This window comes from Blautia sp. MB18-30 (assembly GCF_023669475.1).
Classification (GTDB): Bacteria; Bacillota; Clostridia; order Lachnospirales; family Lachnospiraceae; genus Blautia_A; species Blautia_A fusiformis.
Genome location: NZ_JAMOYY010000052.1, coordinates 1 through 19,488, shown reverse-complemented (window position 1 = coordinate 19,488; position 19,488 = coordinate 1). Strand labels below are relative to the sequence as shown.

17 protein-coding genes and 1 pseudogene are annotated in these 19,488 nt (G+C 44.1%); 5 read left to right on the top strand and 13 right to left on the bottom strand.

Going from position 1 to position 19,488, the window contains the following annotated elements; all coding sequences use genetic code 11:
• Positions 1 to 79: 79 nt before the first annotated feature.
• The gene (locus NCY57_RS15290; protein WP_173739926.1) at positions 80 to 790 is read right to left on the bottom strand and encodes a hypothetical protein; all 711 of its coding nucleotides are present in this window, start codon (positions 788 to 790) and stop codon (positions 80 to 82) included.
• Positions 791 to 960: 170 nt separating this feature from the next.
• The gene (locus NCY57_RS15285; protein ID WP_237971549.1) at positions 961 to 1,959 is read right to left on the bottom strand and encodes an acyltransferase; all 999 of its coding nucleotides are present in this window, start codon (positions 1,957 to 1,959) and stop codon (positions 961 to 963) included.
• Positions 1,960 to 2,193: 234 nt separating this feature from the next.
• Here NCY57_RS15285 and NCY57_RS15280 point away from each other — a divergent pair, with 234 nt between their 5' ends.
• From NCY57_RS15280 to rfbD, 4 genes are all read left to right on the top strand, one after another.
• A complete protein-coding gene (locus tag NCY57_RS15280) occupies positions 2,194 to 3,375 on the top strand; it encodes a MerR family transcriptional regulator (protein ID WP_021976536.1) in 1,182 nt (393 codons plus the stop codon).
• 129 nt (positions 3,376 to 3,504) lie between these two features.
• Positions 3,505 to 4,401 (top strand): glucose-1-phosphate thymidylyltransferase RfbA, encoded by an 897-nt coding sequence (rfbA, locus tag NCY57_RS15275; RefSeq protein ID WP_015525711.1) that lies wholly within the window; start codon positions 3,505 to 3,507, stop codon positions 4,399 to 4,401.
• 93 nt (positions 4,402 to 4,494) lie between these two features.
• Positions 4,495 to 5,529 carry a dTDP-glucose 4,6-dehydratase gene (rfbB, locus tag NCY57_RS15270; protein WP_173739927.1) on the top strand — a complete coding sequence of 345 codons (1,035 nt, stop codon included), beginning with the start codon at positions 4,495 to 4,497 and terminating at the stop codon, positions 5,527 to 5,529.
• On the top strand, positions 5,526 to 6,458 hold the full coding sequence (gene rfbD / locus NCY57_RS15265; protein ID WP_092069245.1) for a dTDP-4-dehydrorhamnose reductase: 933 nt from the start codon (positions 5,526 to 5,528) through the stop codon (positions 6,456 to 6,458). Before rfbB ends, rfbD begins: the two co-directional genes overlap by 4 nt.
• Positions 6,459 to 6,581: 123 nt before the next feature.
• On the opposite strand, the gene NCY57_RS15260 is transcribed toward rfbD, so the two are convergent.
• The 7 genes and pseudogenes from NCY57_RS15260 to NCY57_RS15230 form a co-directional block, all read right to left on the bottom strand.
• Positions 6,582 to 8,204 carry an LCP family glycopolymer transferase gene (locus tag NCY57_RS15260; protein WP_021651090.1) on the bottom strand — a complete coding sequence of 541 codons (1,623 nt, stop codon included), beginning with the start codon at positions 8,202 to 8,204 and terminating at the stop codon, positions 6,582 to 6,584.
• A 219-nt stretch (positions 8,205 to 8,423) separates the two neighbouring features.
• Positions 8,424 to 10,262 carry a glutamine--fructose-6-phosphate transaminase (isomerizing) gene (glmS, locus tag NCY57_RS15255; RefSeq protein WP_173739928.1) on the bottom strand — a complete coding sequence of 613 codons (1,839 nt, stop codon included), beginning with the start codon at positions 10,260 to 10,262 and terminating at the stop codon, positions 8,424 to 8,426.
• 81 nt (positions 10,263 to 10,343) lie between these two features.
• On the bottom strand, positions 10,344 to 11,732 hold the full coding sequence (gene glmM, locus NCY57_RS15250; RefSeq protein ID WP_021651087.1) for a phosphoglucosamine mutase: 1,389 nt from the start codon (positions 11,730 to 11,732) through the stop codon (positions 10,344 to 10,346).
• A gap of 131 nt (positions 11,733 to 11,863) precedes the next feature.
• Positions 11,864 to 12,187, bottom strand: a complete 324-nt coding sequence (locus NCY57_RS15245) for an MAG6450 family protein (RefSeq protein WP_021651086.1) — start codon at positions 12,185 to 12,187, stop codon at positions 11,864 to 11,866.
• Positions 12,188 to 12,189: 2 nt separating this feature from the next.
• Complete coding sequence (locus NCY57_RS15240) at positions 12,190 to 12,786, bottom strand: Panacea domain-containing protein (RefSeq protein WP_021651085.1); 597 nt, start codon at positions 12,784 to 12,786, stop codon at positions 12,190 to 12,192.
• Between the two features lie 100 nt (positions 12,787 to 12,886).
• Positions 12,887 to 13,507: a hypothetical protein gene (locus tag NCY57_RS15235; RefSeq protein WP_156906914.1), complete on the bottom strand. Its 621-nt coding sequence runs from the start codon at positions 13,505 to 13,507 to the stop codon at positions 12,887 to 12,889.
• Positions 13,474 to 14,421 (bottom strand): annotated as a pseudogene (locus NCY57_RS15230) (AAA family ATPase); the annotation flags it as partial. The gene NCY57_RS15235 and the pseudogene NCY57_RS15230, both read right to left, overlap by 34 nt.
• Positions 14,422 to 14,691: 270 nt before the next feature.
• On the opposite strand from NCY57_RS15230, the gene NCY57_RS15225 reads away from it, so the two are divergent.
• Positions 14,692 to 15,678 (top strand): Rpn family recombination-promoting nuclease/putative transposase, encoded by a 987-nt coding sequence (locus NCY57_RS15225; protein ID WP_173739929.1) that lies wholly within the window; start codon positions 14,692 to 14,694, stop codon positions 15,676 to 15,678.
• Between the two features lie 268 nt (positions 15,679 to 15,946).
• Here the strand turns inward: NCY57_RS15225 and NCY57_RS15220 are convergent, their stop codons facing one another.
• From NCY57_RS15220 to NCY57_RS15205, 4 genes are all read right to left on the bottom strand, one after another.
• Positions 15,947 to 16,513, bottom strand: a complete 567-nt coding sequence (locus NCY57_RS15220) for a VanZ family protein (protein ID WP_021651080.1) — start codon at positions 16,511 to 16,513, stop codon at positions 15,947 to 15,949.
• Between the two features lie 20 nt (positions 16,514 to 16,533).
• Entirely contained in the window at positions 16,534 to 17,772 is a 1,239-nt protein-coding gene (locus NCY57_RS15215; protein WP_021651079.1) for a nucleotide sugar dehydrogenase, read from the bottom strand.
• A gap of 35 nt (positions 17,773 to 17,807) precedes the next feature.
• Positions 17,808 to 18,410 (bottom strand): dTDP-4-dehydrorhamnose 3,5-epimerase, encoded by a 603-nt coding sequence (rfbC, locus tag NCY57_RS15210; RefSeq protein WP_021651078.1) that lies wholly within the window; start codon positions 18,408 to 18,410, stop codon positions 17,808 to 17,810.
• Between the two features lie 5 nt (positions 18,411 to 18,415).
• Positions 18,416 to 19,488: oligosaccharide flippase family protein (locus NCY57_RS15205; protein WP_250789809.1), on the bottom strand; the 1,073-nt coding region annotated here is incomplete at its 5' end.

The following is a 19,488-nucleotide window of genomic DNA, read 5'->3' as shown; positions in this document are numbered from 1 at the left end:
ATATAATAAGGCCTCCGGTTCCTATGTTACGAACCGGAGGCCTTATTTATCTCTGTACTCAGCTAAGCATATGGATCCATCATTTCAGAACAGACTGGATCCATTTCAACGCATTATCCTTATTCTTCACATTACCCGGAAGGCAGATGCACACCGGATCATATCTCAGTCCAAATTCCTGAGCAACACTACTGCTGCCGTCAAGCTCCAGATGCTGATCATCCACAGCGCCCAGAGACTCAAACACCTCATCTCCAAACGTTTCCCTGAGATCTGCATACATTCCGCTGTCTTTCTCATGTTCATAGAGCTCCTTCGGCATGATCAGGATATCAACGGTAGCACTCTGGATTTCCGTCACATATGCGATCCTGGCATAGTAATCAAAATCCTCTCCTGTCTCGTCCGTCATCAGATTCTGCGCCACACTGACTTCTGCATATTTATCCTCTGTTCCCAGTGTCTTCAGAACATCCTCTTCCACCTTCTCAGAGTCGTAATTCCCTGCATTCACCACCGCAATGGAAAGCACCGTCTTCATCTGTGCGTGCCGGTAAATATTCACTCCCAGGCAGACTCCGCCAATGGCAAGAAGCACGCACAGCATATGTATCTTATAATACATCCAGATATACTGAATCTTCTTCCCTGTTCCCATTCCCTTCAGTTTCTCTCTTTCGATCCGGCGGCGTTCCTTCTTCGTCAGATCAGTTTCGTTGGGCATCTCCGGATTCAGTACACTCTCATCGTGTCCGTCACTGCCGGCCTCCGCTCTGTTTTGTAAATCCATAAAAATCTCCTTTTTCTTTCATGTCTCAGTATTTTTTACCCTGAAGCGGGATATTCCAGTCGCTTTCCCCGCATCCTCCGGGTGGGTGCTGTGACTTATCAATAAAGGATATTTTAGCATATTTTGGTACAAAATCACAGCGCATAAATATGAAAATACCATAAACTCTTCTATTTCCGACAGATCCTCATTCCATATCCATACATTACCGCCACAGCAGTCACAAGAACACAGACCATCACCGGTCTCATCCACAGATATAAAAGATTTTTCTCAATTCCAGCTGCCACAGCCACATCCTTCAGGATATCCGCCACACAGAGATGGAACAGATAAATAAAAAATGTATATTTCTGACCGATGGCTACCGGAAGCTCGGGCACTTTCCGATTCTTTCCCATGATCGCAATGAGAAAAAGGCCAACAGCCATAAATACTGAACCCAGAAACAATTCCAGTTTGCCAAAATACCGGTATTCCAGCAGACTTGCGATCCCGCCGCCAGCTACCATGCCATACAAAAGAAACACTTTTTTTCCGGCAAACCAGGCTTCCAGCTTTTCCTGATGTCTGTGTATCAGATGTCCCAACATAAAAAACGGAAATCCGGTAAACAGATAGTTTCGAAACTGCATAACACGGAAATGCTTTTCCGGGAACAGGAAGATTGAAAATTCCTCCATTCCGAAATGGATCAGAAGAAGCACCGGTATCAGAACATATGCCTGCTTACAAATCCGGAATCTTGCTGCCAGGGCAAAAAGAAGATAACAATAGAGCAGTGCCGGGAGAAACCACAGATGCCATTTCACCTGAGAGCTGTTATTATATAGAAGAAACTGGCGGATATGTTCCCCCGAAACCAGGGCTTCCAGCCATTCCTTCTGGCTTGCTCCGTCGATGTGGTTCTGGATCAGCTCCCACAGACAGCAGACCGGAAATGCCACAAGCATCAGCTTCAGAACATGCCGGATCTTTTTTCCGGTTCTTATAAATTCCGTATCATCGCCACGGAAACAAAAATATCCGGATACCATAAAAAACACAGGTACTGCAAATCTGGCAAGTACATTGGCTATGATTCCGGCATTTCCCGGAAAATGGACGTGAAGAAGCACAACTGCATAAGCACAGATTGCCTTTACCATATCCAGAGTACGGTTTCGCATAAAAATTACTCCTTTTTATATCGAACGCTTATCCCGGAAATATGATTCCGGGGTTCCCTTTTTTTCGAAACGATATACTAACAAACCAGCAGAATTTTGTCAATGCTGTTTTTCTCCTGTACGGTTTACTCTTATACGTTTTACTCTTGTACGGCTTCCGGATCTGAATTATAATTCTTTTATGACCTCTATGACAGGATGTTTGTTATTTCCTCAGAAAGGATTCTATGTTTTATGAAAAAAGACGGCTACTATTCTTCCGGCGAATTTGCACGCATGGCACACGTAACTCTGCGTACTGTCCGCTATTATGATAAACAGGATATCCTGAAACCCTCTCTCGTCACCGAATCCGGCGCACGTTTTTATACAGACGAGGATTTTGCAAGGCTTCAGCAGATCCTCCTTCTGAAATACCTGGGCTTTTCCCTGGATGACATCCGCGAAATGACCATCGGTGATTCCGATTATCATTTCATGCTGAATTCTCTGAATATCCAGCTTCGTCTGGTCCGTGACCGGATCGAACAGATGCAGCTGGTGGAAAAAGCGATCCAGGATACTGCACAGATGATAAAGGAACAGCACACCATTGACTGGAGCCAGATGCTGAACCTGATCCACCTGACCGGCATGGAAAAAAGCCTCAAAAATCAGTATCAGAATGCCACCAACATTTCCTCCAGGATCAACCTCCACAGCCTGTACTCCCAGAACAAACAGGGATGGTTTCCCTGGATCTTTGAGCAATGCCGGATCTCACCCGGTCTTCGTATTCTGGAGCTGGGCTGCGGGGACGGAACGTTATGGACCGACAATCTTTCCCTTCTGCCGGAGGATATCTCCATCACACTTTCCGATATTTCCAGCGGTATGCTCCGCGATGCCAGACGAGCCATCGGTTCCTCGGATACCCGGTTTGCATTCCGGGCCTTTGACTGCAGAAAAATCCCCTGCAAGGACGAAAGCTTTGATCTGGTGATCGCCAATCACGTGCTTTTTTACTGCGATGATATTCCTTCCGTCCTGAAGGAAGTCCGCCGTGTCCTCGCTCCCGGCGGAAGATTTCTCTGCAGTGCTTACGGAAAGGCACATATGCAGGAGGTCAGCCAGCTGGTGCAGGATTTTGATGAACGGATCGTGCTTTCCGCAGACCGGCTTTATGAGCGGTTCGGACGTGAAAACGGCCAGAGTATCCTGGCGCCTTTTTTCCCAAAGGCTCAGTGGCTTTCTTATGAAGACTGCCTTCTGGTCCAGGATGCGGAGCCGCTGATCTCCTACGTCCTCTCCTGCCACGGCAACCAGAATCAGTATATCCTGGACCGTTACAAGGAATTCCGGGCCTACACCGCCAGAAAAACTGCCAAAGGATTCCGCATTACCAAGGATGCCGGCGTATTTCTTTGTGAAAAATAGCCAAAAATAAAAAATATGAAAAAAGCTCTTGAAGGTGACCTTACGTCACCTTTTATAATACAGTTACAGTAACAAAGTTATGTGCAGGCACGACTTATGCTGCACATCATCACGCAAAGGAGAAAACATATGAAAGGAATTATTTTAGCCGGAGGCTCCGGAACACGTCTTTACCCGCTTACCATGGTGACCTCCAAACAGCTTCTGCCGATCTTTGACAAACCGATGATCTACTATCCTATGTCTGTTCTTATGAACGCAGGCATCCGTGATATCCTGATCATCTCCACCCCGCAGGATACCCCGAGATTTGAGGAGCTTCTCGGTGACGGCCATCAGTTCGGTGTCAACCTTACCTATGCTGTACAGCCAAGCCCGGACGGACTTGCTCAGGCATTTATCATCGGCGAGGAATTCATCGGCAACGACACCGTATGTATGGTCCTTGGGGACAACATTTTCGCAGGACATGGCCTCAAAAAGCGCCTGAAAGCTGCTGTAGACAATGCAGAAACAGGCAAAGGTGCCACTGTTTTCGGATACTATGTAGATGATCCGGAGCGTTTCGGCATCGTGGAATTCGACCAGAACGGAAAAGCGGTTTCCATTGAAGAGAAACCGGAAAAACCCAAAAGCAACTACTGTGTAACCGGTCTCTACTTCTACGACAACAAGGTTGTAGAGTACGCAAAAAATCTGAAGCCAAGCGCAAGAGGCGAGCTTGAGATCACAGACCTGAACCGTATCTACCTTGAGAAGGGACAGCTGAACGTTGAGCTTCTGGGCCAGGGCTTCACATGGCTGGATACCGGTACACACGAAAGCCTTGTAGAGGCAACCAACTTCGTAAAAACCATGGAGCAGCATCAGCACCGCAAGATCGCATGCCTTGAGGAGATTGCTTACTTAAACGGCTGGATCACAAAGGAGGACGTGCTCAAGGTTTACGAAATCCTTAAGAAAAACCAGTATGGCCAGTATCTCAAGGATGTTCTGGACGGAAAATATCTGGACGCGCTTCACTAAGCCGATCTGATTTTCCGACACTGAATTTACCTGCGGACTCCGTTTCGACGGAATCCGCATAAGATCAATCATTTATTATAAAGGAGATTTTTTATGACAATCATCGTTACCGGCGGCGCCGGATTTATCGGAAGCAACTTTATTTTTCATATGATGGAGGCTCATCCGGATTACCGTATCGTATGCCTGGACTGCCTGACCTATGCCGGAAACCTTTCCACTCTTGCACCGGTCATGGACAAACCGAACTTCCTCTTTGTAAAGGAAAGCATCACAGACCGTGACGCTGTTTACAAGCTTTTCGAGGAGGAGCATCCTGACATCGTGGTAAACTTCGCAGCTGAGAGCCACGTAGACCGTTCCATCGAAAACCCGGAGGTATTCCTTGACACCAACATCAAGGGTACTGCTGTTCTCATGGATGCCTGCCGTAAATACGGAATCCAGCGTTATCATCAGGTTTCCACAGACGAGGTTTACGGAGATCTTCCGCTTGACAGACCGGACCTCTTCTTCACAGAGGAAACTCCGATCCATACAAGCAGCCCGTACAGCTCCTCCAAAGCAGGTGCTGACCTTCTTGTTCTCGCATACCACAGAACCTACGGCCTGCCTGTGACCATCAGCCGCTGCTCCAACAACTACGGCCCGTATCACTTCCCGGAAAAGCTGATTCCTCTGATGATCGCCAACGCTCTGAACGACAAACCACTCCCGGTTTACGGAAAGGGCGAAAATGTCCGCGACTGGCTCTATGTTGAGGATCACTGCCGTGCCATCGACCTGATCATCCACAAAGGACGTGTAGGCGAGGTTTACAATGTAGGCGGACATAACGAGATGAAAAACATCGATATCGTAAAACTGATCTGCAAGGAGCTTGGCAAACCGGAAAGCCTGATCACACATGTAGCAGACCGTAAAGGCCATGACATGCGCTACGCTATCGACCCGACCAAGATCCACAACGAGCTTGGATGGCTTCCTGAAACAAAATTCGCAGATGGAATCAAAAAGACCATCAAATGGTACCTTGACAACAAGGAATGGTGGGAAACCATCATCTCCGGTGAGTATCAGAACTACTACGAAAAAATGTATGGAAACCGCGAGGAGGTTAAAGCATGAGATTTTTCGTAACAGGTGTTGGCGGCCAGCTTGGCCATGACGTAATGAATGAACTGTCCGGCCGTGGACATGAAGGCGTAGGAAGTGACATTGCTCCTTCCTACAGCGGCATCGCTGATGGTACTCCTGTTACCACCATGCCTTATGTGCAGCTTGATATCACAGATAAAGAAGCGGTAGCAAAAACCATCCGTGAGGTAAAGCCTGATGCAGTGGTACACTGTGCCGCATGGACAGCCGTAGACGCTGCAGAGGACGAGGAAAACCGTGAAAAGGTACGTCTTGTCAATGTTGTAGGAACACAGAACATTGCGGACATCTGCAAGGAGCTTGGCATCAAGATGATGTATATTTCCACAGACTACGTTTTTGACGGCCAGGGAACCACACCATGGGATCCGGACTGCAAGGACTACGCTCCACAGAACGTATACGGTCAGACCAAGCTTGACGGTGAACTGGCAGTATCCGGCACTGTAGATAAATTCTTTATCGTACGTATTGCATGGGTATTCGGCAAAAACGGCAAGAACTTTATCCGTACCATGGTAAATCTGGGAAAAACCCATGACAAGCTTACCGTAGTCAGTGACCAGATCGGAACTCCGACCTATACCTACGACCTTGCCCGTCTTCTGGTAGACATGGTCGAGACAGAGAAATACGGCTACTATCACGCAACCAACGAAGGCGGCTTCATCAGCTGGTATGATTTCACTAAAGAGATCTTCCGCCAGGCTGCTGCCCTCGGCCACAAGGAATACGAAAAAGTAGAGGTATCTCCTGTCACAACTGCAGAGTACGGCGTTTCCAAGGCTGTACGTCCATTCAACAGCCGCCTGGATAAATCCAAGCTTGTAAAAAACGGCTTCCAGCCACTTCCAACATGGCAGGATGCCCTGGAAAGATATCTGAAAGAGATCCTGTAAAAAAAATCCATCGGCGATTGCCGGTGGATTTTTTTCATTCTGTTTCTCATGAAAAAACAGCCGGTGGAAAGCTTTACGCTTCCCCGGCTGTTCTTATGCTAAAATTTTAATAAGTTTATCTTACTACTGTGCAACAGTTCCGTCTGCTGCCTGGGCATCTGCTGTGCCATCCTGTGTGGCATCTGCAGTCTCACCCTGCGCTTCTGCTGTACTTCCCTCTGCAGCTGCCTGTGCATCATTATCCGTAGCTGCTGCCACTGATGTTGCACTGTCTGCCTCCTCCTGGGAAACAGTCTCTCCGTCACGAACCTTCTTCATCATGGCCTCCGCCTTCTGAACGGTAGACTCATCCGGGATCATAACGTAAGCCTTCTGGCTCATGGAGTACGGCTTCTGTGTGTCACCGGTACCATTTACACTGTAGCTTACGATGTTCCAGTCACCGCCGTTGTTCAGCTGCTGCTGGAGCAGTCTGGCGATCTCCTCATAGGAGATATTGGTCTCAAAGCATCCCTGGATGCTGGAAAGAACAGAAGAATAATTCTTCAGAAGCTCCGGTGAAAGAGCCTTGTTGATCACACCCTTGATCACTGCCATCTGGTTCTTGCCACGCTGACGGTCGCCCTCTTTAAAGGCATAACGCTCACGGCTGAATACCAGAGCCTGCTCACCGTTCAGGTAGTTTTCTCCCTGATTGAAGTGATATCCTGTCTCATTCTTGGAATCAAAGTCATAGTCAGAATAAACAGTAACTCCGCCAAGCGCATTGATCAGCTGCTCAAATCCCGCAAAGTTGATACGGAAATAATAGTTGATATCCTCATTATAAAGCATACCCAGAGTATCCATACATACATTGATACCATAGATACCTGCATGTGTCAGCTTATCTCTCTGTCCGCCTGAAATAGAAAGCGGTACAAAATAATCACGAGGTGTGGAAACCAGAAGCACCTGTCTGGTAGCTGTATTTACCGTAGCAATGATATTGGAATCGCTTCGGCTCTTTGCAACAAGGCCGCTGCGGCTGTCGATACCACTGATAAAGATGGTATATATAGAACCGTCATTGGTATTCTCTTCAGCCTTCGCCTCTGTCTCCTGGGGCTCAATGGTCGTCTCCACCTTCTTCACGGTCAGCTCTTTGATCCTGGAAGAAATATCGGAATATCCATCCATCTCTTCAATAACGCTTAAATATGCGCTGTTCAGCACGATCGCACCTGTCTGTCCGTTCAGAAGACCGTCAACCAGCTCTGTAAGTCCTGCATACTCCTGGACCTGCACAGTCTTGCCTGTCTCGGAATCCACCTCCTGGATAGCCTTGTCCGAATTGGCTCTGTCAAGATCTGTCAGCACACCATACACATAATCTGCTGTAGCCTCTATGGAATCTGCAGAATCATCTGCACGGACATAAATGCCGACCTCCGTAACCTCTGTGTTCACACCGGAAATCCCTGCCAGTGTGGAATGTGTCTTATAAACATACATACTTCCGAGAATAAATACTGCTGCAAAAACTGCTGCCAGGATCACTCCCACTACAAATCTTATCTTACCATCCGTACTCCATACAAGCGCTCCGACGATCACGATCAGGACCAGCATTACCAGTCCGATCACTGCAATGAACTTCGTCGGGATCACCTTCATATTCAGAAGCATGACCGCAAATACGATTGCTGTGATCAAAACCACAAGCGTCACGATCAGCCCTGGGATATGTTTTCCCATTTTTCTCATATGCAATCCTCCATTTTTGATGGTACAGAGAATATTTCATATGGACACTCTCTGTACAGATTCAAATATCCTAATCATTTTACGCTTTTTTACTGATAAAAGCAAGAAATATCGTAAATCGCCAAATGCAAAAACAGTTCCGTGATATCATGATCCTTTTATGCTCTCACGATGTCACGGAACTGCCTCTAAAATGTTCCTTCCATGAAACAGATATCCTTATTCCACGGTAACACTCTTGGCAAGATTTCTCGGCTTATCCACATCCAGACCTTTATTTACACTGACATAGTAGCCCAGAAGCTGCAGCGGGATCACTGCCAGCGAAGTTGCAAAATGCGGATCTGTTTTCGGGATATAAACCGTAAAATCTGCAGTATCCTCGATATTATAGTTTCCAAACGTAGTAAGCCCCATCAGATACGCCCCACGGCTTCTGCACTCCACCATGTTGCTGACTGTTTTCTCATAAAGCTCCGGCTGTGTCAGGACACCGATCACAAGGGTGCCGTCCTCGATCAGGGAAATGGTGCCATGCTTCAGCTCGCCAGCCGCATACGCCTCAGAATGAATGTAGCTGATCTCCTTCATCTTAAGGCTGCCCTCAAGGCTGATGGCATAATCGATCCCTCTTCCGATAAAAAAGATATCCTTTGCATTGGCCTGCTTGGAGGCAAACCACTGAAGCCTTTCCTTATCCTCGATGATCCTGCCGATCTTGTCCGGAAGTGTCTTCAGTTCCTTAATGTAGGACTCACACTGCTCCTCTGAGATCTTTCCGCGGACCAGTGCCATCTGCAATGCCAGCACATAGGAAGCGATCAGCTGTGTACTGTACGCCTTGGTGGTAGCAACCGAGATCTCCGGTCCTGCAAGTGTGTAGAATACATGATCCGCCTCTCTTGCAATGGAAGAGCCGACCACATTGACAATAGCCAGCGTGCGGATCCCCTTCTCCTTACATTCCCGAAGCGCAGCCAGACTGTCCGCAGTCTCACCGGACTGACTGATGATCACTGCCAGGCCGTCAGGATCCAGAAGCGGCTTCCGGTAACGGAACTCCGAAGCAAGCTCCACACGCACCGGAATACCTGCAAGATCCTCAATCACATACTGTGCAGCCATTCCCACATGGTAAGCAGAGCCGCAGGCCACGATATAAACCTGGCTGATGCTGCGGATTCTCTCATCATCCAGACCGATCTCCGTCAGATCCAGCTTGTCCTCCCGGATAACGGAATTCAGTGTATCTGCGACTGCCTTCGGCTGCTCATGGATCTCCTTCATCATGAAATGCTCAAAACCGGCTTTCTCCGCTGCCTCTGCATCCCACTCAATGATCTTAGGCTCCTTCTCGATCTCCTCACCATCCAGATTGTAAAAAGTGATCTCACCCGGTTTTACACATGCCAGCTCCAGATTTCCGATATAATAAACATTTCTTGTATACTTCAGGATCGCAGGAACATCCGATGCGATATAGGATTCTCCATTCTCCACACCCAGGATCATAGGGCTGTCTTTTCTCGCTACAAAGATCTCTTCCGGATAATCCCGGAACATCATTGCCAGCGCATAGGAACCACGGATACGCACCATTGCATGACGCACTGCCTCAACCGGAGATCCGCCGTATTTCTGGTAGTAATAATCCACCAGCTTCACAGCAACCTCCGTATCTGTGGAAGAATAAAAAGAATATCCCCTGCGGAGAAGCTTCTCCTTCAGCTCCTGGTAATTCTCGATAATGCCGTTATGCACAGCTGCCACATTTCCGTTATCACTGACATGAGGATGGGCATTGACCTCTGATGGTTCTCCGTGAGTTGCCCAGCGGGTATGACCGATTCCGCACATACCCGGAACAGATTCACCTGCGTTTGTTTTCTCCAGAAGGACCTTCAGACGGCCCTTCGCCTTAATGATCTCGATATCCTTTTCCCCGTCACGCACTGCGATGCCGGCGGAATCATATCCTCTGTATTCCAGTTTGGAAAGCCCGTCCAGAAGGATGGGTGCTGCCTGATGCCTGCCTGTAAAACCTACAATTCCACACATGATTTTTTTCTCCTCTTATTGCATTTTTATATTCTTCTGACTGCTCCGTTCTTCAGACACCTGCGGTCTGCATCCAGGACATCACTCTGCCACATGCCCCTTCTTACGGACGATCTCAACCACCTGGTCCACATATTTTCTGCAAAGTTCCTCACTCTCTGCCTCAACCATAACACGGAGCAGAGGTTCTGTGCCGGATTCTCTCACCAGGATCCTTCCGGTGTCTCCAAGCGCCTCAGCCACACGCTCTACTGCTGCCTGCACATCCACATCTGCCTGCGCTGCTGCCTTGTCATGGACACGCACGTTCTCAAGAACCTGGGGATAGATCGCCAGATCAGCGGTAAGCTCACTGAGCTTTTTCTTCCTTGCCATTATAACTTCCATCATCTTCAGACTTGTAAGGATGCCATCCCCGGTAGATGCATACTTGGAAAAAATAATATGCCCGGACTGCTCACCACCAATACGGCAGCCATTCTGCATCATATATTCATAAACATATTTATCCCCTACTGCTGTCTTCGCATACTCGATATCAAGAGCATCAAAAGCCTTGTAAAGGCCAAAATTGGACATTACCGTAGTTACAACCGTATTGGTGAGAAGCTTTCCGCGCTCCTTCATGTAACGACCGTACACATAGAGGATCGCATCTCCGCTGACCACATTTCCCTTCTCATCCACACAGAGACAGCGGTCCGCATCTCCGTCGTAGGCAAAACCAACATCCAGCCCCTTCTCCACTACAAGCTTCTGAAGACCCTCGATATGGGTGGAACCGGCATTGTTATTGATATTGGTACCATCCGGCTCAGCATTGATCACATAAGTCTTCGCTCCCAGCGCATCAAAAACCGCCTTTGCGATATTCCATGCACTTCCGTTGGCACAGTCCAGACCAATCCTCATTCCCTTAAAGGAATATACTCCCAGGGAGATCAGATATCCTATGTAACGGTTCCGGCCTGCAGAATAATCCACCGTCCTGCCGATTTCACCGCCCTTTGTAAAAGGAATCTCACGCCATTTCTGTCCGAACAGCTGAAGACGGTCATCCAGATAATCCTCCACCAGCGCGATGATCTCCTCTTCCATCTTCTCACCCTGGCCATTAATCAGCTTGATCCCGTTATCATAATAGGGATTATGGCTGGCAGAGATCATAATACCACAGTCAAAGCCATCGGTACGGGCAACATAAGCCACAGACGGTGTTGTTGTCACGTGGAGAAGATAAGCATCCGCTCCGGACGCCACCAGTCCTCCAACCAGTGAATACTCAAACATATAGCTGGAACGTCGGGTATCCTTGCCGATCACGATCCTGGCCGCAGCCGTCTCCCCCGCTCTTCTGCGCAGCTCATTATAATACCATCCCAGAAAACGCCCGATCTTAAATGCATGATCCGCTGTCAACGAAACACCCGCCTCCCCACGGAATCCATCTGTACCAAAATATTTTCCCATTTCTTGCTCTCCTTTGTGTGCTGATATTTATAACTTATCTTATATATTAATGTATAAGGACAATGTTATTTCCGCATTATCCTTATGCATCAATATATCTTGTTTTTATTACTATAATATATTTTATTCCGTTAACTTCTATGTACTTTATGTCTTGGGTCCAATCGTATGATCTTATAATATCCTGCTTCTATAACAACATGTATACGAAATACCTCAGTTACTGCATAATGATATACCTGCATTCCATTATACACATCATCCGTATCTGGTTTATGCGAATACGCTTTATCTACCTGTGTGACTGTCATTTGAGAAACCTTGTTCAAAAATATTTGAAACTGTTTCACATTTTCCGGTGTAAGTTCCTTAAATGTATACCCATTCTCCAAATGATATTTAAAACACAATTCAAAAGGTACTTCCCGATTTTGTTTTTCCGTTAATTTTGCCATTATTAATCACCACAATAAATAGCCTTATAGTAAGATGCCATCGTTTCAGGAGAAATGATAACTGTACATCTCTCCTCTGGTTCATATCCTCTCCGAGCTTCTATCCAGGGTAATTCTCTATGTGTAAGTGTCTCAAGCGCATTGCCAGTGCTCTCTCCATACGTATCCCACACATCTTCCAACAATCGAATATCATCATCTGATATCTTCAGAGCAACCTTCTCTTTTATACAAATCGTATCATATCCAAATGCCTTAAAACGCTCCCATAATGCAGGAGAAACCGGTCCATGTACCCAAGCCTGAAAATCTGTATTCATAAGTCGAAAACCTTTCAAAGCATAACACCAGGCCTGTGCATAATAACATAATTTCTGCAATTTTTTATGAGTCATCTGTCCTTTAGTCAAAAACCAGTTTGCAATATCAAATACAGAATACTTTCCCTCTTCATTAACATCAATATTAATCGATTCTTCTGGATTTACAATAACATATTTTTCTGTATCGGTAGGTATTGCAGACGTAGTAATTGCATGATATGCAGTATATGATGTTGTAACTGCAGTATTATGTTTGGAATTCACTACCTCTTTCATAAACAATATCCTCCATTCTATTGCTTGACTGTACCTGCATTTTTTCTATTAAACAGTCATGCCTCCAGCCTTCAAAATTCACTCTGTTTTAAACAGCAATCTATCCATCTGGCAAAGTTCCCCGGATAACAGTCCCTTCTGTTGAAAAATAATCCGCTCCTCCAACTATACTTTCCAACAGGCCTCTACGCACCACATATGCACCATTCACTTCCGTTAGTAAAAATGGTTTGCTAAACATCAATTCTTCGTTTATATCATCATAAATCTTTTTGATGATTTTATATTGTGTCTCGGATGGTTTTATAATATTTAATCCCAGTTCATCCTTAGCTTCCCGTCTGTTAATAGTATAATCATGACTTCCAGATTCGCTGCACAGAAATGCTATGATCTTCTTAATCTTTTCCGGATCTCTAACCTGATTTTGAAGTAATTTCTCTGCCATCATTTGAAACTGAGCCTTGGAACGGTAAACTTCCCCCAAAACCAAAGGATGTACAAAATCTGTCAACTTTTCAAAAATACTTGCAAGGGACGCTGTATCATCAATCTGCATTTCATTTTTTGCAAATTCAAGATATCCTTTAACAGCCTCTACACTTACCGGATATATGCCTCCATCCTGCAACCTGGGATTCAATGGGGTATGTAAACTCGGATCTATTGGTCCTAATGTATGATCTAGTAAGACTGCGGCTCCGCATCCGGATTCCCACACAAACAATCTACATGATTGATCACATCCCATGGGCAGTACACATCCGTATTTCCAAAATGATATCCATCATACCATCCCTTTGTTTCGGAAAGATGATCCTCCCTGCCATATGCTGTAAGCAATCTGCAGACCTTATCATCTGTAAAACCAAAATGCTCATCAAATCGATGATCCGTGATCGAAAGCACTTTGAAGTTATTAAGTCCTGTAAAAATACTCTCTTTAGACACGCGAAGACACCCTGTTAATACTGCAAAATACAGAGAATCGTTAGTCTTAAGTCCCTGTCCGAACACACCGCGTATCATGAACACCATTTCTTTATAATAGCCATGCTGAAAAGCCTTATCCAGAGGAACATCATATTCATCTATAAAAATGATCGTCTTCTGCCCATAATGCTTATGCAGCAGCTGAGACAATATCTGCAGCGCAGAAGAAAGGATATTTTCATCCATAGAATATCTGCCATTCTCTACAGAGATCAATGTACGATATATATCTTTATCCGTTTCTGTCAGTCTGTCACTCTCCAATAAAAACAGAAAACGACTGGCCTCTCTGCCTACCAGTTCTGTCAGCTGATAGCGCGCATTCTCAAAGGTAAGTCCATCAACATTCTTCAGCGATAAAAACACTACCGGAAATTTCCCCATATACTGTTCACACAGTTCTTGTTTCCGGGAAATATAAAGACCTTCAAACAGAGCTTCATCTGCCCCGATCTCGAAGAAACAACGAAGCATACTCATATTCAATGTTTTCCCAAAACGCCGAGGTCTTGTAAACAGATTTACTTTCCCCCACTGATCGATCAGTTGTTCGATAAGCCTGGTCTTATCTACATAATAAAAACCCGCCTGACGAATTTTCTGAAAATTCTCGATTCCCACCGGTAGCTTCGGTCTCTTTATATTCCGCGTTCCACTCCCTTTCAATGCGAAAAATCACATATAAATATGCCAATTGCCACGTGATTCGTGCTTTCAGAGTAGCACAATACGCTCTTTTTGTCTATTGATTTATTTCGATTCCGTTCGACAAACATATCCGCTTTACCTGTGCAGCTCTGAAGCTTTTTCACAAAATCCTCTTTCCAAAAGCAATAAACTATGTTACCCTTAAAATGGATCAGATGATAAAATAACTCTGATCACATAACAAGATCGAAGGTGGTGAAACCTATGGGTACAAAGGATACCATCACCAAAGATTACATGGCTGACAACCGCGTTTTTGCGGATGTGTTCAACCATATGCTGTACAAAGGAAAAAACGTCATAGACCCTGACACGCTTCATCCACTGGATACCACAGCTCTCGCTGTCCCCTACGGATCCGGCACTTCAGAAGTTCCCGTCCAGAAATTCCGGGACGAATTCAAATCTCTTAATGTTATGCGTGATGATTCAAGAATTTATCTTCTCCTTGGGATTGAGAACCAGTCGGAACCCCACTTCGCAATGCCGGTCAAAAACATGGTCTATGATGCATTAGAATACGCAGGACAGGTGGAAAATTCCGCCAGATCACACAGAGAAGCAAAACAATGGCCCTCCACATCCGGAGAATATCTCACCGGCTTCTACAAGGATGACCGGCTCATCCCGGTCATAACCACAGTCGTGTACTTCGGTCCCGACACCTGGAAAGCTCCCAGAAGCCTCCACGAAATGCTCTCTATCCAGGACCCCGAGATCCTGTCTATGGTACCGGATTATCGGATCAATCTTTTCTCACCTGCCGAGATAAAGGATGAAGAACTTGACAAACTCCAGAGCAATCTCAAAGAAGTCATGCTCTTCATCAAATATTCCAAAGATAAACGGAAGCTTCAGGAGCTTACATCACATAACCCCGGCTTCCGGTCACTCGAGCTCAAAGCAGCCCGGGTCATTGACTCCATAACCGGTATCCATTTACGTTTCACAGAAACAGAAGGGAGTGTTAATATGTGTCAGGCTGTTCAGGAAATGTGCAATGATGCACGCGCCGAAGGTCTATCTCAAGGCCTATCCCAAGGTCGCGCCCAGGGTCTATCCCAAGGTCTTCAGGAACATGCTTTACTTACTGCACAGCGCATGCTGCAGGATTCCAGGTTCTCTCCTGAGGATATCTCCAAATATTCAGGACTTCCCCTTACGGAAGTACTCAAATTACAGAAGAAATAGTAAGGTATCAATTTATGTTTCACAGAAACATAAAGGAGCATTAATATGTGCCAGGCTGTTCAGGAAATGTGTGATGATGCACGCGCCGAAGGTCTATCTCAAGGCCTATCCCAAGGTCGCATCCAGGGTCTTCAGGAACATGCTTTACTTACTGCACAGCGCATGCTAGAGGATTTCAGATTCTCACCTGAGGATATCAGCAGGTTTTCAGGGCTGCCACTTGAGGATGTTCTGAAATTGCGGGAGAAATGATAATTTGAGAAAATGCTCAGGAAGCGTGAGGCTTCCTGAGCATTTTAAATTTCTTTAGCATTCTCAGCCAACACCAGGAACCCAAAACAGCTCCCATCATACATCCAACCCCATTGTGGATAATATCATCAAACTCAAACAATCCTCGGCAGGTGATCAACTGCAATAGTTCTATCACAAACGATGTTCCCATTCCAATCACCAAACCTCTTTTCCAGCTGATTCTCTTATCTAAAGCACCTGGCAATAAACAGCCATACGGCATCAATAATATGCAATTTAGAATATTTTCCTTCAGCATCTCATTGTCATGATATACAAAAAATGCTTTCCAGGACCAGAATATATGAAGTTCATATTGAGGATATGCCTGTGGAATGCGAGTAAAAACTGTAGACTCCAATACCGTCCAAAGAAATATATAAATTGCGATATACGCCAGACTTTGTGAAAAGTTAATTCTGTTACTTTTGTATGACTGTTTTATGATCCGGCTAAAACACAATAAAAATACGAAAAACCAACAACCCCCTGTTATTCCCCAACTAGGATTGTGCTTAGTAATTGTTTTATAAATATCCATTTAAATTTATAACTTATCTTTTAATCTCTGTAAAAGATATCTCTTGTGTATACTCGTTCTTTTACATCATCCAGACATTTATCATATCTATTTGCAATAATCGCCTGACTCTGCTCTTTAAATGCCTCAAGATCATTTACAATTTTACTTCCAAAAAATGTTGTCCCGTCCTCTAATGTCGGTTCATAAACAATAATGGTGGCACCTTTGGCTTTAATGCGCTTCATCACACCTTGTATAGAAGACTGACGGAAATTATCTGAATTTGATTTCATGGTAAGACGATATACACCAATTACAACCTCTTTTTCCATTGAAACATCATAAGTATTTTCATCACCATAAGCATAGTATTCTGCCTTCTGTAAAACTCTGTCGGCAATAAAGTCTTTCCTCGTTCTGTTAGATTCTACAATGGCAGACATCATATTCTGTGGAACATCTTCATAGTTTGCCAAAAGCTGCTTCGTGTCTTTCGGCAAACAATATCCACCATATCCAAAGGATGGATTATTATAATGAGAACCAATACGCGGATCCAGACATACTCCGTTAATAATCTGCTGTGTATTCAGTCCTTTCATCTCAGCATAAGTGTCAAGTTCATTAAAATAAGATACCCTCAGTGCCAGATATGTATTTGCAAAAAGTTTAACCGCCTCTGCTTCAGTGAATCCCATAATCAAAGTATCAATGTTTTCTTTAATTGCACCTTCCTGCAACATTCCTGCAAAAGTATTGGCTGCCTTTACAAGCCTTGCGTTCTGTACATCAGTTCCCACGATAATTCTGGATGGATATAAATTATCATATAGCGCCTTTGATTCCCTAAGAAACTCTGGACTGAAAATAATATTGTCACAATGATACTTCTCTCTGACACTGGCTGTAAAACCAACTGGGATCGTAGACTTAATGATCATTACCGCATCCGGATTATACTGAATCACTAGCTTAATAACTGCCTCTACTGCAGAAGTATCAAAGAAATTCTTCTTACTATCATAATTCGTCGGAGCGGCAATGACAACAAAATCCGCATCCTTATATGCCTCCTCTGCATCCAGTGTAGCTGTCAAATTTAATTCTTTTTCTGTTAAGTACTTCTCAATATACTCATCCTGAATCGGACTGATTCTCTTATTAATTTTTTCTATTTTTTTCGGAATAATATCAACTGCCATTACTTCATGATGCTGTGATAACAATGTCGCTATGGATAAACCAACATATCCTGTTCCTGCTACTGCAACTTTCATATTTTATGCCTTTCTTCATTTATCATAAAATGAAACTAAAATTTGAATGTTTCTTTAAGTCTCTGCCATTTTTGATCTTTATCTGACAAATTAAGCTTCGTTCCATCATTCAACGTATATCCTTTTCCAGATGCTGTACCGTTATATTCTCCCTTCAATTCCGGCCAAGTAATTCCAATCTCAGGATCATTCCATGCAAGACCACCTTCATCTCCTGGATGATAAAAATCGGTACATTTATAACAAAACTCTGCCATGTCACTTAACACCAAGAATCCATGCGCGAATCCTTCAGAAATATAAAATTGTTTTTTGTTTTTTTCAGTAAGTTCAACACCATACCACTGTCCATATGTTCTACTGTTAGCTCTTAAATCAACTGCAACATCAAATACAGATCCTCTGATAACCCTTACAAGTTTACCTTGCGGATATTGTTTTTGAAAATGAAGTCCTCGTAATACCCCCTTAGTACTCATACTTTGATTGTCTTGAACAAAATGCAGATTAAGCCCAGCTTCTTTCATATCATTAAGATTATATGTTTCCATGAAGTAGCCTCGTTCATCTCCGTGAACAGCAGGCTCAATCACATATAATCCTTCAATTGATGCTTTTGTTACTTTTATCTGTCCCATTTCTATTACTTCCTTTTTAAAATCTTGTTTATATTGTCAATGAAAAATCTATCTCTTAATATTAATAAAACACCAACATAACTCAATCCGCCTGTACAAATCAGAACACATAATGAAACAATACCGCCTGAGAACTTCGTTTTCAATGTCTCTACAAACAATAGCATGATACTTCCAGATAAGAGATACTTCCAACAAGGCACAAAAATCTGTTTGGCATTCAATTGTTTCTTTGATATACAATATATAATTTGAATAGCAGTTCCTATTGTTTCCGCTACAATTGATGCAATTGCTGCGCCAAACACTCCGACTCTTGGAATCAATATAAGATTCATACAGAAATTTACAATTGCCGCTATAGTAACTGCTGCGGTATAAACATTTTGCTGTTTGGTAGGTATCAGATAAGATATTCCAGTCACATATGCTAAACTCACAACCAATACTAAAATGGAAAAAATACACAACAGCCCTATTGCATCATCAAAGCCAGATCCCAGAAATAAAGGTATAAATACCGATGAAACCCCCATCAAACCAAACATAATAGGAATCGCAAGCAGCCACACAACCCGAAATGCCTGATATACATATCTTTTTGCTTCATCAAGATTAGACTTTTGAAACAGATTAGCTACTCGTGGAAGAACAACCGTACCTATAGAAGTTACAACAGTCATTGCAAGGCGCGCGATTCTCTCTGATTGTTCATAACAACCATTAGCATAATCTGAACCAGTAATCCATCCAATCATACTCTTATCAAGAATCGTATATACTTGAATTGCAATAGATGGTAAAAAAATCAATAAAATATCCTTAAACCCGTCAAATGGATTAATTCTTTTCACAAAGCATATGTATTGAGGCATCACTCGCCACATCGAAAGACTTCCTAAAATCTGGGCCAGCATCAAAATCAGTACATATTTCCACGTATCATTTGCTGTCTTTATAAAAATAAAAATTCCACTAAGACATATAATCCTGACTATCAAATTTCTTATTACTACACTTTTAAAATCCTCAATACCTTGATAAAACCACGAAATATCAAATGTAACATTTAATATAC

Bases quoted from the DNA above. Each gene is read 5' to 3' on its own strand.
- NCY57_RS15245 (WP_021651086.1), bottom strand. From the start codon at position 12,187: ATGGCAAAATTAACGGAAAAACAAAATCGGGAAGTACCTTTTGAATTG.
- rfbD (WP_092069245.1), top strand. From the start codon at position 5,526: ATGAGATTTTTCGTAACAGGTGTTGGCGGCCAGCTTGGCCATGACGTA.
- NCY57_RS15285 (WP_237971549.1), bottom strand. From the start codon at position 1,959: ATGCGAAACCGTACTCTGGATATGGTAAAGGCAATCTGTGCTTATGCA.
- glmM (WP_021651087.1), bottom strand. From the start codon at position 11,732: ATGGGAAAATATTTTGGTACAGATGGATTCCGTGGGGAGGCGGGTGTT.
- NCY57_RS15260 (WP_021651090.1), bottom strand. From the start codon at position 8,204: ATGAGAAAAATGGGAAAACATATCCCAGGGCTGATCGTGACGCTTGTG.
- rfbB (WP_173739927.1), top strand. From the start codon at position 4,495: ATGACAATCATCGTTACCGGCGGCGCCGGATTTATCGGAAGCAACTTT.
- NCY57_RS15215 (WP_021651079.1), bottom strand. From the start codon at position 17,772: ATGAAAGTTGCAGTAGCAGGAACAGGATATGTTGGTTTATCCATAGCG.
- NCY57_RS15225 (WP_173739929.1), top strand. From the start codon at position 14,692: ATGGGTACAAAGGATACCATCACCAAAGATTACATGGCTGACAACCGC.
- NCY57_RS15240 (WP_021651085.1), bottom strand. From the start codon at position 12,786: ATGAAAGAGGTAGTGAATTCCAAACATAATACTGCAGTTACAACATCA.
- rfbC (WP_021651078.1), bottom strand. From the start codon at position 18,410: ATGGGACAGATAAAAGTAACAAAAGCATCAATTGAAGGATTATATGTG.
- glmS (WP_173739928.1), bottom strand. From the start codon at position 10,262: ATGTGTGGAATTGTAGGTTTTACAGGCAGGCATCAGGCAGCACCCATC.
- NCY57_RS15290 (WP_173739926.1), bottom strand. From the start codon at position 790: ATGGATTTACAAAACAGAGCGGAGGCCGGCAGTGACGGACACGATGAG.
- NCY57_RS15220 (WP_021651080.1), bottom strand. From the start codon at position 16,513: ATGGATATTTATAAAACAATTACTAAGCACAATCCTAGTTGGGGAATA.
- rfbA (WP_015525711.1), top strand. From the start codon at position 3,505: ATGAAAGGAATTATTTTAGCCGGAGGCTCCGGAACACGTCTTTACCCG.
- NCY57_RS15280 (WP_021976536.1), top strand. From the start codon at position 2,194: ATGAAAAAAGACGGCTACTATTCTTCCGGCGAATTTGCACGCATGGCA.